General features: G+C 38.5%; 8 protein-coding genes. 6 read left to right on the plus strand and 2 right to left on the minus strand.

Going from position 1 to position 15166, the window contains the following annotated elements:
- The first annotated feature begins 25 nt into the window (after positions 1-25).
- The 3 genes from I4641_RS08775 (at position 26) to I4641_RS08785 (ending at position 2826) form a co-directional block, all read left to right on the plus strand.
- The gene (locus I4641_RS08775; protein WP_229640109.1) at positions 26-829 is read left to right on the plus strand and encodes a DUF3747 domain-containing protein; all 804 of its coding nucleotides are present in this window, start codon (positions 26-28) and stop codon (positions 827-829) included.
- Positions 830-958: 129 nt separating this feature from the next.
- Positions 959-2158 carry a class I SAM-dependent methyltransferase gene (locus I4641_RS08780; protein ID WP_229640110.1) on the plus strand — a complete coding sequence of 400 codons (1200 nt, stop codon included), beginning with the start codon at positions 959-961 and terminating at the stop codon, positions 2156-2158.
- Positions 2159-2331: 173 nt separating this feature from the next.
- Positions 2332-2826 carry a hypothetical protein gene (locus I4641_RS08785; protein WP_229640111.1) on the plus strand — a complete coding sequence of 165 codons (495 nt, stop codon included), beginning with the start codon at positions 2332-2334 and terminating at the stop codon, positions 2824-2826.
- A 298-nt stretch (positions 2827-3124) separates the two neighbouring features.
- Here I4641_RS08785 and I4641_RS08790 read toward each other — a convergent pair whose 3' ends face one another.
- Entirely contained in the window at positions 3125-3547 is a 423-nt protein-coding gene (locus tag I4641_RS08790; protein ID WP_229640112.1) for a CAAD domain-containing protein, read from the minus strand.
- Between the two features lie 436 nt (positions 3548-3983).
- On the minus strand, positions 3984-4853 hold the full coding sequence (locus I4641_RS08795; RefSeq protein ID WP_229640113.1) for a 6-carboxytetrahydropterin synthase: 870 nt from the start codon (positions 4851-4853) through the stop codon (positions 3984-3986).
- Between the two features lie 171 nt (positions 4854-5024).
- Here I4641_RS08795 and I4641_RS08800 point away from each other — a divergent pair, with 171 nt between their 5' ends.
- The 3 genes from I4641_RS08800 to I4641_RS08810 all read left to right on the plus strand — a co-directional run bounded on the left by I4641_RS08800 (position 5025) and on the right by I4641_RS08810 (position 15160).
- On the plus strand, positions 5025-10298 hold the full coding sequence (locus tag I4641_RS08800) for a chemotaxis protein CheB (protein ID WP_229640114.1): 5274 nt from the start codon (positions 5025-5027) through the stop codon (positions 10296-10298).
- Positions 10299-10511: 213 nt separating this feature from the next.
- Positions 10512-12809 carry an EAL domain-containing protein gene (locus I4641_RS08805; RefSeq protein ID WP_229640115.1) on the plus strand — a complete coding sequence of 766 codons (2298 nt, stop codon included), beginning with the start codon at positions 10512-10514 and terminating at the stop codon, positions 12807-12809.
- Positions 12810-12940: 131 nt separating this feature from the next.
- Positions 12941-15160 (plus strand): Hsp70 family protein, encoded by a 2220-nt coding sequence (locus tag I4641_RS08810; protein ID WP_229640116.1) that lies wholly within the window; start codon positions 12941-12943, stop codon positions 15158-15160.
- The last annotated feature ends 6 nt before the right edge of the window (positions 15161-15166 follow it).

Genomic DNA, 15166 nt, shown 5'->3' on the forward strand with positions numbered 1-15166 from the left:
AAAGCCTACACTACCTAATTGAAATATGAAATTATCTCTTCCTATCGCCTTTGCAACTATTACAACTATGGGCATGAGTGCGATCGCTCCCATGCAACCCGTTCATGCTGTTGAATTTGATGAATTTGCTGTGGATCAAAGTCAATTTGTCGCAGTGGCAGTTCCATACAACTATAGAAGATATAAACTAGCCATTATCGAGCAAGTCCCTGGTCAAAAATCCTGCTGGAGTGAGTCTGGTAGTAGACCTACTACTGTAGACTTAAGATTGCTCACTTTCGACCATACCAACGATTGTCTTAAAGCAGTTGATACTAATGGTTATTCTTTAAGAGTTAATGGCAAAGATGACAAAGTAGAATACACCCTCAATTTAGTAGAAAATAGAGGACAATTGGAACTAATTGCCGACCATAAAGATCCCGCTAAACCCAATATAGTTATCGGTAGTACTAATGGTTTGGTAGAATCTCCCATGAAAATAAACCTCGAACCCAATTGGCAATTTACTAAACGCCTTTATGAAGGTGGTGCAATTCAGCACATATATATGAGCAACAACCCCAGTCCTCAGGTATTGGATAACGTTGCTACTATTCCTACTACCAACCTTCCTGGGGAAGCTCCTGGTACATCTAGTAATCCTACTCCTCAACCACTACCCCCCGCAGGTACTGTAGCATCTCAACCCGCACCTCCTGACGTTACGACAGTAGAAGGATTTATTAGTAATATTTTGACTCCTCTAAGTCAGGCTGTATACAACACATATAACAGTTTGTTTACTACTACTACTCCTCCTGGCAGCCAGTCTACGCCAAATAAATAGGTAGGGTTGAATTTCCTACAATAATCATGAAAGTTGATACATAGCTCTAGATGGTAGCAAGATCGCGTTACTATCTAGAGCTTTTATCTTTTATATTATAAAATCAGTGTTTGTCATCCCTGAAAATCTATGTCTGACTCACAAGCTATTAATCAAGCCGTTGCCAAACTTTATAATACTTACCCTTTTCCTCCCGATCCTCTTTCCGATCTAGAGCCTCCTGGCTATAATTGGCGTTGGAGTTGGACAGCAGCCTATAGTTTTTGTACTGGAATAAAACCCGGTACTCAAGATATTTCTATTCTAGATGCGGGTTGCGGTACGGGTTCGGGTACGGACTATTTGATTCATCAGAATCCAGGTGCAGAAGTTACAGCGATCGATTTGAGCGAAAAAGCCTTATCATTGGCTCAGGAACGTTGTAATCGTTCTGGGGTAATAGCCAAGCACGACAAACCAGTCAATTTTTATAACCTAAAATTAGAAGAAGCTACCCAATTGGAAGGGGACTTTGATTTTATTAATTGCGTAGGAGTATTACATCATTTACCCGAACCAGATAAGGGTATTAAAGCATTGGCCAAAAAATTAAAACCAGGTGGTATTTTGCACATTTTTGTCTACGCGGAATTAGGGCGTTGGGAAATCAGTTTGATGCAAAAAGCGATCGCTTTACTCCAAGGAGACAAACGAGGTGACTATCGCGACGGTGTAAAAGTTGGTCGAGAAATATTTGCCAAATTACCAGAAAATAATCGAATTTTACAACAAGAAAAAGCAAGATGGGCGTTAGAAAATCATCGAGATGAAGCCTTTGCTGATATGTACGTTCATCCCCAAGAAATTGATTATAATATCGATACTTTATTTCAATTAATTGATGCTTCTGGTTTAGATTTCATCGGCTTTTCTAATCCTAAATATTGGCAATTAGATCGTCTTGTAGGGGAATCAGAAGAATTGATGTCTAGGTCAAAAGACTTGAGCGATCGCCAATTGTATCGTTTGATAGAATTACTCGATCCTAATTTAACTCACTACGAATTTTTCTTAGCCAAACCACCATTAGATCGACAAGATTGGTCGAATGATGCAGCATTAAGTAAAGCCATTCCCGAACGTCATCCTTGTATGCAAGGCTTCCCCAGTAAAAGCTTCCTCAACTTTGAATATCAAATGGAAAAGCTCTCGGATGATGAGTATGAATTTATGGTTGCTTGTGACAAGAAGATCGAGCAGACAACAGTCCAAGATATATTAGCCGATTGTCAATTGGATTTGGCGGGAGTGCGATCGCTGTTTGAGAGACAGTTGATTATTTTAAGTTGAGCGAAATTGTTCGCGATCGCATTCTACAGGTTGTATTTTCTAAAACTTGTCTTGTGTTCGCGAACTTAAAATTGATGGCAAAATTAGATTAAATAAAAATTTTGTAACGGTTTGTATCAAGATACCTGTGGCAAGATTAAGTTGAACTTTTCTTGATTTGACAAACAAAGATTATGACTCAGCCTTTTCAGTTTCCCAACGGTCAACTAGCTTATAGTGCGGAAGACTTGTTAAAACTTTGTCAACAATTTCCAGATGACGGAGTTAATTATTTAGTTAGAGAAGATTTAGAGAAATGGCTTGCTTATATAGGACAAGAGGATATTGCTCGATGTGCTGCTAATGCGCGTCAAACTCCTTTAGAAGATCGTCAAAAACTAGAGGAATTTTTAACTAAATGTCATGCTTTATCATCTCCAGAAAGCAGAGATTTAACAGAAAAAGCGATCGAACCTACTCCTGTTGCAGTGGAAACTCCTGTAGTAGAAGCAAAACCCGAACCTATTCCTGTTGTAGTAGAAACTCCTGTAGTGGAAACTAATCCCGTTAAACAACAAGCAGAAAATATTCAATCTTCTAACTCTTCAAATTCCACTGAAGCAAAACCTAGCTTCTTTAGAGCGATCGCTAGATTGATTGTTAATATCCTTTATCGGAATAAAGGTTAATTCAAGTTAAAATCTCTCTACTCATTAGACCTCTTACTCAAGAGGTTTAATCTATCATAATTATTCACACCCCCTCCTAAAAAGTGTTGATTTTCTTGTTTTTCGTTGATAAGTAGGGGGGGGAGTGAACGGTTACTAATCTATCGACTTTAGTCATTCTCTCCAGTTTTTGTCCTGTACTTAGTAAATAACCTTAAATTCGCGCAAACAGTAAAAATCCCTAGAAAGCAAAATTCTAGGGAAACAATAGTCAATCGAATTGAGTCGATTTAAAATATCTCAATCAAAGTAAGAATGGTTATTCTTTACCTACAACTTGAGTTTTAAGAGATTCAAACTCTTGGACTAATTCTTGACGAGAAGATTTGGTCAACAAGTACCGATATACAAACCAGCCAGTATAGCCCAAGCCTACTAATTCAAACATTGGTGCTAGTAAAGGAATATCGTTGATAGCTGCCACAATAGCCAGAGTCACTTTAACTGCAACTATGCCTAAGAAGATTAGCAGTAGATTGACGAGTAATTTTTGATTTTCGTCGACAAACTCTTTGATGTATTCAAAGATTTGACTCAAAAAACTCGTACCAATATTCAAATACTCTTGAACTTGGGTATCTTTTGGTGCAGATTTAGTAGCAGTTATTTTACCAGCGGTTTCGCCACTTAATCCTGTTGTGCTTACCTGAGTTTCGGTTACTTCTGGAGTATTAGCTTCCATATTTTATTCTCCCCTATGGTTTAAATGAATATTAGTGTGCTGTTATTACAGATGATGACTATACTTTTGCTAATAGTATCAAACACTTTCTGGTGTTGGGCTATTTATTAAAGCAACTTTTAACAGTCTGGAATATCCTTCCACAGTATAGTAGGCTATTTAGGATATAAGATCGACATTAGCAGACTATATTGCTGCTTTGAACCAGATTATCGCAGTTATTTGCTTTTAATTGCCATAACTTGCTCGGTTAATCTTAATTTCTCCTTTATATTAGACTTATCATAACTTATACTAATTTTTCATCTAAGACCCAAAAGTAACGAAATATCGGTCGCTTTGTGGGTTTGAATAAAATAAAATAGGACACCTTATAGTTTTAAATAAGATATCCCAATTAATCAAACATTAGATCGAGCTAAATATGGTGAAATATTTAGGAAACCATTGCTTGTTTCTGGTTGGCAGTTGTGTCTCCACCAGATTTGACTGTGCGACAATTAATCTCACAGGAGTTGTTGGGACTTTCGATCAATTTGATTTTATCTAATTCGCATCCCAAATCCTTAACAGGCGATCGCAATAAGTCGGCAATGCGCACTGCGATATTTTCCGCCGTCGGTACGACTTCAGCAAAATAAGCAATATCTTTATTTAAAAAAGTATGGTCGAAAGGTTCGACGACATAGTGATCGATCGCCTCTTGCAATTGCCCTAAATCCACCAGCATCCCCGTGCGATCGTCAATTTCCCCCGCCACAGTCACCTCTAAATGATAGTTGTGTCCGTGACCGTTGGGACGAGCGCATTTACCATATATTTCTTGGTTTTCTTCAAAGCTGAGACTGGGTATTGCCAAACGATGAGCAGCACTAAAATGAGTTTTAACGGTTAAAGTAGCTTCCATATTATTTCCTTGATAATCCGCCCAAAGTTCGGGATGCTCGAATAATTGAATATTAACTAAAGGTAAATGAGGTGAGAGTTTTTCCCAAATTACTCTAGCGATATTTTCTGTAGTAGGTAATGTTTGCTCAAATTCCGACCAGGCATCGTTAAGGTGAGAATAGTTTAGTTGGTTGGTAACTTCTTGTTTAATGACTTGTTTGACCACAGACAAGTTCTCTACCATGCCATACTTGTCTAAATCTCCCTCTAGAGAGACAAACAAAACATAATTATGTCCGTGTCCTGGAAAACGACTGCAAGCACCAAAAAGACGTTGGTTTTCTGCTTCGTCTAGTTCTGGTAGCCAGTAGCGATGACTCGCGGAAAACTGAGCGCGACGATTAATAGTGCATTTCATATATTGAGTTGAAACTCGGAAAATGTAAAGTTTAGTAAACTATGTGGTTATTATAGCAAGGTTGCTTTGGTTATTAAAGGCAAGACTTAGAAGATTGGTATTACTTGCACCTAAGAAATTGGCAAAAGATGTTAGAAAGAAGATTATATTAAGCGTTTTTTCTGCGAAGCTATGTCTGAGTCCACCCAGTCCGAACCACAAGATAGTATTTCAAACCCCCACGAGTCAAGCAGGGATTTGTTTGTAGTTGGTATTGGTGCATCGGCTGGGGGGCTGAGTGCTTTAGAAGAACTGTTTAGTAACCTCTCTACAGCTAGTGGTGCTGCATTTGTAGTAATTCAACATCTCTCGCCAGATTTTAAAAGTCTGATGACAGAGTTACTCGAACGGCGTACTTCGATGCCAGTATATCGGATTCAAGACGGTATGGGGTTGCAGCCCAATTCAGTTTATTTAATTCTTCCAGGGCAGAATTTAGCCTTAGACAAAAACGTCCTGCGTTTAGAAGATCGCAAAAAAGATAAAAATCAAAAGCACGAACTTAATTTTCCCATCGATTTGTTTTTTACTTCTTTAGCAAAAAACTATGGAGAGCAGTCTATTGGGGTCATCTTATCTGGTTCTGGTAGCGATGGAACTCGCGGACTGAAAGCCATTAATGAAGCGGGGGGAGTCGCTTTAGTACAAGATCCCGAAACAGCAGAATTTGATGGTATGCCTCGGAGTGCGATCGCCACAGGAGTAGTCAATCAGATCTTGCCTCCCAAAGAACTTTCCCAACTAATTTATCAGTGTATTGTTGCTCCTGTAAATACTCTGGAAACTGAATCCAGCAGCAATAATCAAATTAACTCGACCAATTTAAGTCGAATTGCCAAACTGTTAATCGAAAATGAAGAACTAGACTTTTCTCAATATAAGTCGAGTACAATTTCACGGCGTATTCATCGTCGTTGTCTAATTCACAACTCTAGGAGCATTGATGATTATATCAAACTGCTCAATGATTCGGGAGAAGAAAGACAAATCCTCTGTTCAGATTTATTGATTAACGTGACTCATTTTTTCCGCGACTATCCAGCTTGGCAGAATTTAGAAAATAATATTTTGCCCCGCTTAATCGAGCAAAGCCAAGACGGAGGAGAACTAAGATTTTGGATTACTGCTTGTTCTACAGGAGAAGAAGCCTATTCTTTGGCGATTTTAGTCCACGAAGCCCTCCAAGATTCGGACAAAAGTATTCGAGTAAAAATATTTGCCACGGATATAGATCGGGTAGCTTTAGATAAGGCATCTCAAGGAATTTATTCAGCTTCTATTGCCAGAGACATCGGTCAAGAGCGTTTGCAAAGGTATTTTATTGCCAAAGACAACTCTTATCAAATCATGCGGAAGATCCGAGAAATGTTGATCTTTTCGCCCCACGATTTGACCAAAGATGCGGGGTTCACTCGAATCAACTTAGTTAGTTGCCGTAATGTCCTGATTTATATGAAATCTGACTTGCAATATCAAGTATTACGCAATCTGCATTTTTCCTTAGTGTCTAAAGGAATCTTGTTTTTGGGAGAGGCAGAGACATTAGGAGAGTTTGAGTCAGAATTTAAACCTTTAGATAAAAAGTGGAAGTTCTTTCAAAAGCAAAGAGATATCAGACTACCCCTTCCTTTAAGATCTACACCAAAAATTTCTCGAAATTCTGCTTTACATCGTTTTAGCCCATCCCAGAATAGAGTTCAATTCGAGCCTATTTTGGAGCAGTGTCTCAATCGACTGTCAAATGAATCTAACTCGATTATTTTATTGATTAGTAAAGAAAATCATCTACTCCATGTCAGCGGAGATTCGGACAAAATATTTAAAGCCCCTGACGGCAAAGTAACCACCGAGGTTACTAAGATGGTTGTGATTCCTCTACAATTACCTCTGAACACTGCCCTACACCGAGCCAAGCAAAAAAAGACATCAGTTCAATATCAAGGCATCAAAATAGAATATCAAGGCGAACCTCTCCTTGTCAGTTTGGAAGTTATTCCTCCTCAAATTAATCGCCGACACGGTGACTTTTTTTTAGTCAAAATCAAGCAAGAAATAATTGCCGAACCCATAGCAATTCCTGCAACTGAAACTTTTGAACTTGGTAGCGAAGCCTCAAGACGCATTATCGAATTGGAAAATGAACTACAGCAAACTCGGGAAAATCTTCAAGCATTAGTTGAAGAGTTGGAAACTACCAACGAAGAACAACAGGCTTCTAATGAAGAATTAACTGCTTCCAATGAAGAGTTACAAAGTACCAATGAAGAACTCCATTCGGTTAATGAGGAGCTACATACAGTTAACATTGAATATCAGTCTAAAATTGGCGAACTGACTCAGCTCAATAATGATATTGATAATTTACTCAAGAGTACGGAAATTGGCGTTATTTTTCTCGATTCTCAATTGAGAATTCGCAAATTCACCCCTGCTGCTACTAAAGCAGTATCTTTACGAGAAAACGATTTAGAACGTCCCTTAGGAGAGTTAACCATGAAGGTAGACTGTCCCCAGTTAACTGAACTACTAGAAAATGTGTTGGCAGGAGGTGAATTAATTGAATTGGAAGTCAAGCAGAAAAAGGGCGATTCTTTCTTTTTAATGCAAATCAATCCTTATTTAACCGAATGCGGACAAAATGATGGGTTGGCAATTAGTTTTGTGGCAGTTGATGAAATTAAACGAGTCCAGCTAGATCTAGAAAATAGCCTGAAGGAGAAAAATCGCCAATTAGCAGCGATTGAGACTGCCACCAACGGTATTGCTATTCTCAATGATTATAAGTTTATTTATATCAATCAGGCTCACCTAGATATTTTTGGCTACAGTCAACCAGAAGAATTGCTCGGTCAGTCTTGGCGCATACTTTATCAACCAGAAGAGCAACCTCAATTTGAACGAGAAATATTTCCTATCTTGCAAGAGCAGGGAAGATGGCAAGGAATAGTTAAAGCTAAACATCGTCAGGGATATACTTTCGATGAAGAATTAACCCTTAATTTTTCTCCTACGGGGGATTTAATTTGTATTTGTCAAGACGTTAGCGATCGCCTTAAAGCCGATCGGGTATTGCGATCGCAAAAAACCCAACTAACTAAACTGAATCGTAATTTAGAACAGAAAGTAGCTCGCCGAACTAAAATATTAGCTAATTTCAGCGATCGCCTCAAACAACTACATCATCTGGCAATTAGCGATTATGAGACTCTCGAAGATCTATACGATCAGTATCTCAAAACTGGATGTGAAATTTTTGGTTTAGCTACAGGTATCGTTAGTCAAATAACAGAGCAAACCTATAAAATTTTAGCCGTGCGATCGCCTCTCAATTTGTCTGTCGGTTTAGAGTTCGATTATCGAGAAACCTATTGTCAACAAATAGTCGATAAGCAAGAAACCATTGCTTATTTCAATGTGAGCCAGATGGTAGAAATGCAGAGGCATCCTGTCTATCTTAATTTGGATTTAAAGTCATATATTGGAACACCAATTTTCGTTAATGGTAATTTATACGGGACATTGAACTTTTCTTCTATTCCCCCTCGCGGTAATGATTTTCATTCTTCGGAGCGAGAAATAATCGAACTTATGGCAAGGGATATCGGCAATTCCATCGCAGCCTTTCAAAGTGCAATAGCTCTCAAACAAAGCGAAGCGGAGTTTCGTAAAACTTTTGAACAAGCAACAGTGGGTATTACTCACATTGGTTTAGATGGAAAATTTCTCAAGGTTAATTCCGCACTATGCAAATTTTTGGGCTACAGCTCTCAAGAACTACTAGAAATGACGTTTCAAGACATTACCTACCCTGAAGATCTGGCTCTAGATGAAAAATATGTCCCTTTAATCATGGCGGGAGAAATGGAAAGCTGCACCTATGAAAAACGCTATATTCATGCTGATGGCTCGATTATTTGGGGAAATCTAACTTTTTGTCTGGCAACAACCGAGGGAGGTGAACCAGCTTATTTTATTGCAGTTGTGGAAGATATTAGCGATCGCAAGGAAGGAGAAATTGCGTTACTACAGGTAACTCAAGCCAAAGATACTTTTATTGCTCATATGAGTCACGAACTACGTACTCCTTTAAACAGCATCATTGGCTTTAGCAATATCCTGAAACAGGATTCCGATTTAACGGCGCAACAGCTTAAGTCTGTAGATATTATCAATCAATCGGGGCAACACTTACTCACTTTAATTAACGATATTTTAGACTTATCTAAGCTCAACGCCAATAAACTAAAACTTTTATATAACGACCTTAATTTGATTGATTTTCTCTATGATATAGCAGCTATTTTTGAAATTCGCGCCCAAGAAAAAGGCTTAGACTTTATTACTCAAATACCATTAGATCTTCCTGGAGTAGTAAACACAGATGAAACGAAACTGCGACAGGTTTTACTCAATCTACTGAGTAATGCAATTAAATTTACGACCACTGGTGCTGTTACTTTTTCCGTTAGTTGTGAGACGATCGACTCCGATCTTGAGACTAAAATGATTCGCTTTCAAGTAGAGGATACGGGTAGAGGAATTCCCGAAGATAAATACGACACTGTTTTTGCTCCATTTGGACAGGTAGACCAAAATCGTAATGATACGGAGGGAACGGGTTTGGGACTATCAATTTGCCAAAATATTCTAAGTCTGATGGATAGCGAACTACATTTGGGGAGTAAAGTTGGAGTCGGCAGTTGGTTTTGGTTCGACCTAGAATTAGAAGAATTATCTAGTTGTTCCTTATTACCCACTCCCAGACAACCCGATACTCGAATAACTCGTTATTTGGTTACACCTTGTAAGATTTTGGTCATAGACGATAATGACGATAATCGAATGCTGCTGGTGCATTATTTACAACCACTGGGATTTACGGTTGAGGAGGCCGATAATGGCAAGACAGGAATTGCGATCGCCGAAAAATTTCAGCCCGATCTTATTCTGTTAGACTTGCTCATGCCTGTAATGAATGGTGGAGAAGCGATCGAGCAGATTAGGCAACATCCTGACTTACAAAATACTGCGATCGTGACTATTTCGGCTAATGTTCATTCAATTGATGATTCATCACGGATCAGGTGTGAGGGATTTTTAGCTAAACCAATAGACTTAGAGAGATTAATGGAATTATTAGAGAAACATCTAGAATTGGATTGGCAAACTTTACCGCAAAAGGAAGTCGAATCAATTACTTCTAATGAACTTATTAGTCCTTCGCAAGCAGAGCTAATTAACTTGCTGGAATTAGTTAATTTTGGTAATATGACAGCTTTTTTAGCAAAAATAGATTTGCTAGAAACTGGCGATTCTCGGTATATTTCTTTCGCTCAGAAAGTTAGGCAATTGGCAGATAATTGCGAACAAGATAAATTGGAGAAATTGCTCCAAACTTTGATTTAACGCCAAAAATAGAGCCGAAATAAAGCCAATAGTTTAAATCAAAATAAGTTATAAGTCCGTATTTTTACTAAGCTGTAACTAAGTAAATTAACTTAGATCATGGTTAATCAAACAATCTTTATAAAGACTTAATATTAGTAATTAAACCCATTACTAAATAATGTTTGCTCAGTTAGAACAGATATATGTATTTTGCTCTACATATATTTTAAAATGGCTTTATCTAAAAATATTTTATCATCAAAAACTATTTTAATAGTTGATGACAAAACCAACAATTTGCAGCTTTTATCTAAGTATTTAAAAAACGCCAACTATAAAATTCTAATCGCACAAAATGGCAACAAAGCGATCTTAATAGCAAAAAAAATGCATCCAGATTTAATCTTATTAGATATCATGATGCCAGAAACTGATGGATATGATATTTGCCGCCATCTTAAAAACAATCCCACAACAAAGGATATCCCGATTATTTTCATGACGGCATTAGCCGAAACCGAAAATAAGGTCAAAGGTTTTGAAGTAGGTGGAGTAGACTATATTACCAAGCCCTTTGAAGAGCAAGAGTTATTGGCACGAATCAAAACTCATCTCGCTCTGAGTCACTTTTATCAAAATTCTCTCAGAGATGCCGTTCAACGCAAAATGCTCTCTGAAATTAGCGATCGCATTCGTCAATCCCTCGACCTCAAAATAATTTTTGAAACTGCCACCAAAGAGATCGAAACTTTATTAAATTGTGATTTTGTCGGATTAACTTCTCTTAAAAAGCAAAATGTTACTTTGAAAGCTTATTCTTCAAGGGAAAGAATTAAGATTGCCACTCAAAAATTTATTTCCTACGACTATTTATGTCCCAATTCAGATGTATATCAGTCTTATCTCAAAGGGCATATTGAAATTATTGAAACCGAGACTCAAGATTCTTCTGCAACAAGATTATTACCCAAATTGCGATCGCGATTGATAGTTCCCATTCTGATCGAAGATACCAATTATACATCGGGTTTCTTTTCCCCTGCCGAAGATACAGTATTTACTCAAAATTCTTTATATGGCTGGCTCATTGTCGAGCGTTCTTCTTCTTTGCCTTGGGAATCATCAGAAATCAGCTTACTCAAAGAGTTAACAACCCAGTTGGCTATTGGTATCAAACAAGGATTACTCCACCATCAATTGTCTCAGCTTGCTCTTTTAGACTCTTTGACTCGCGTTTACAACCGTCGTTCCTTCGACCGTCAGCTTAAACGAGAATGGGGCAGATTAAAACGAGTTCCCGCCCCTCTATCGCTGATTATGTGCGATGTAGACTGTTTCAAAATTTACAATGATGCTTACGGTCATCAACAGGGAGATAAGTGTCTGCAACAAGTAGCTAAAGCCATATCTTCCGCACTTAAAAGACCAGGAGATGTACTAGCTCGCTATGGTGGAGAAGAATTTGCGGTTATTTTGCCTTACACTCCTCAAGATGGTGCAGCCCAAGTTGGTGAAACTATTAGAAACGCGGTCAAAAATCTAGCAATTCCCCATAGCAATTCTTTAGTTGATTCGGTAGTAACGGTGAGTTTGGGAGTAGCTAGTACTGTTCCTAATTCTATAGATAATCCTCAGCTATTAATTGAGGCTGCCGACCTTGCTCTATATCAAGCTAAAGATCGCGGTCGAGACTGTGTGGCAGTCTATCCAGAGTCTATTTCTCGCTCTAAAGATCGTCATGATTTAAAGATACGTTGGGTCAAACGGCTGCGTCAGGCTCTTCACAAGAATCTATTTAGTCTTTATGCTCAATCAATTACATCTTTAAAAGGAGATGACTCTCGCCAATGTTTTGAAGTTTTACTGCGTCTTACTGACCAAGGAGATCGGGTAATTCTTCCTGGTGTCTTTATGGATATTGCCGAACGTCATTTTTTGATGACAGATATTGATACTTGGGTGGTCAACAATTTATTTGAAACTTTAGAAAAATACGACAAGCCCAAAGGTATGGCTTTACCAAGAAATATCTGGGACAATCATCGTTTTTCGATTAATTTATCGGGGGCATCTTTAAATAACGAGTCTTTTTTACAGTTTCTCAAACAAAGACTGACAAGTTCTCCCCTACCTCCTGACTTATTTTGCTTTGAGATTACCGAATCTATCGCCGTTTCCGATCTCAAACGAGTAGTGGCATTTATTCATTCTCTCAAAGAAATTGGCTGTAGTTTTGCTTTAGATGATTTTGGCAAGGGAGTATCTTCTTTGACTTATCTTAAAAGTTTGCCCGTAGACTATTTGAAAATTGACGGTTCTTTTATTAGAGAGTTGAATATCAACCCTGCTTCTAAAGTGATGGTAGAAGCGATCAATCATATTGCCGAAGGAATTGGATTAAAGACTGTAGCGGAGTTTGTCGAGAATGAAAATATTTTGAATAGCGTTCGCGACTTGAATGTAGATTATGCCCAAGGTTTTCATTTAGGTCGTCCCAAAGCTTTAAGGGATTTAATTGAGATTGCCTAGACAAGCGATCTCTCTTACCATCTTAATATTTGATCGAAAAAAGCCGTATCGGGGAACTATAAACATAAGGAATTGCTTGAGAAATAGAGAACTTGAAGCATAAATTTTGATAAACAGGAAAGATAGATCCTATGGGCAAGATAGTTGGCATTGATTTGGGAACAACTAATTCCGTTGCTGCTTTTAAATTTGTTAATACAGAAATCGTCACCGCACCAGATAATAGTCCTCCCGATCGCAAATTAACTCGTTCTGTGGTAGCTGCCAAGGGCGAGAGTCTCATAGTCGGGAATGATGCTTATTTTCAATTAAAAGCGGATACAGAAAATGCGATCGTTTCGATTAAGCGTTTAATTGGTCGAGGTTTTGCCGATGCGGTAGTGCAACAGCAATTAAATCGTTTTGGTTATAAAGTTTCTCAATCAACCCAGGGGACAGAAAATAGTCTTTCGGTATGGCTGGGGGGAAAAGAATACGAGCCTGAAGATATTAGTGCGAAAATTTTAGCCAAGCTAGTTCAAAATGCTCAAACCTATCAAGAAACCTATCAAGAGCAATCCGCACCAAAAGAAAGAATTACCGAAGCAGTAATTACTATTCCCGCTTATTTTAACGATAAGCAGCGCAAAGCCACCCAAATAGCCGCAAATAGGGCGGGTTTAGAAAATTCAGAATTATTACCCGAACCGACAGCAGCAGCTATTTCCTACGGTTTTAAACCCAATTGTGATGATGTTAAAACTATTTTGGTATATGACTTTGGTGGGGGAACTTTTGACTCGTCAATTGTAACTTCCGTTGGCGATCGCTTTATTGAGTCGGGGAAAGCTGGAGATTTGTGGCTTGGTGGCGATGATCTTGACGATCTGATGATTGATTTTATTAAACAACAAGTAGCAGAAATTGAAGATCTTGAAGATATCGATTTTGTAATCGCTCAGATGCCCCATCATCAAAGAGTTCGGTTTTTAGGGGAGCTTAAAGTGGCGGTGGAACAAGCCAAGATCGATCTGAGTGACGATCTCAAAACGAGAATTAGAATTTCTACTCCTTTGTTGGACGATTTGGGAATTCCGATGCAGCTGATCGATCTCGAAATTACTCGCCAACAATTTGAAGCGATAATTGAGCCTTTAGTAGAACGTTCAATTGCCGTATGCCAAGATACAATCGAGTATTCTGACTATCCAGAAGATATGATTGATGCTGTTTTATTAGTCGGTGGTTCGTCTCAAATTCCTTTAGTCCAAAATAAAGTCAGAGAAGTTTTTGGTGCAGACAAGGTAGTTATTCATCCTCGTCCGATGTATGCTGTGGCTGAAGGTGCTGCAATTGTTGCTGCTGGGTTGATTGAAAAGGTAAGTACGGTATCTCGCGACTACTGTGTTGAGTTGGCTGACAATTGCCAATATACAATCGTTAAAATCGGCGATATTCTGCCCGTGAGGACTACTCATACATTTAAAATAGAAGCCGACGGACAAGGGTTAATTCACTTTAAGTTTTATAGTCCAGATCGAGTCAATCAAAGAAATCGAGAAAGAATTGGTGATATGTGGCTGGCATTGGAGCAATATTATTCCAAAGGCACAGAGATTCTTTTTATAGCGGAATTGGACGAGAAAAATAGCTCTTTGCAAACTACTGCTTTTTTGAAAAACGATCCCACGGTAAAAGTCAGTTGCTCTCTATCTACAGGAGGGGAAGATGAAAGTATTGCTCGCCAAGTGGAACAAATTATCGAGAGACTCAATCAAGATGGTAATTTGACCCAACATGGAGTTAAGGAAGCCTATCGTATCGCAGGAGAGACGGTTAAGGCTGCCAATCAAATTAAATCTCCCGATGGCAAAATTCAAGGAGATCGAGTAACTGTAGCTAAAGAGAAATATCAGGAGTTAAAACGCTTTGCTGATGATGATTATGATACTGCGGAATTTTATGTTGGTTGTTTGAGATTTATTGCAGGGGAGTGCGGTTTTTTGCTCGATTTGGATCTGCGATCGAGATTATCTAGTTTGTGTCGAGATTTAGAAAATGCGATCGCCAATCATCGCAAGGGAGAAATGCAAAAGCTAGGTGAAGATACCAGGCGGGAGTTGAATAATTTACCTGAAAAAATTGGGTTAATTTTAGCTTGTCGTAATGGAGTCGCCAGAGCGCATCAAATCGCCCCCCACGAAAGTAAGGTTTTGGTAGCCAAATTATCTCAAATGATGGAAGCGATAAAACAAGAAGATAGTTACGCAGCAGATCGGATGTTTGGAGAATTAGCTCGGGATATCGAGCCTTATTTGGATCGCGATCTTTCTAGTGCTAATAATATTATTGTCACGGGATTGACTAAATAAATTAAA

Source organism: Waterburya agarophytonicola KI4 (assembly GCF_020640915.1).
In the GTDB taxonomy this organism is placed as follows: Bacteria; Cyanobacteriota; Cyanobacteriia; order Cyanobacteriales; family Xenococcaceae; genus Waterburya; species Waterburya agarophytonicola.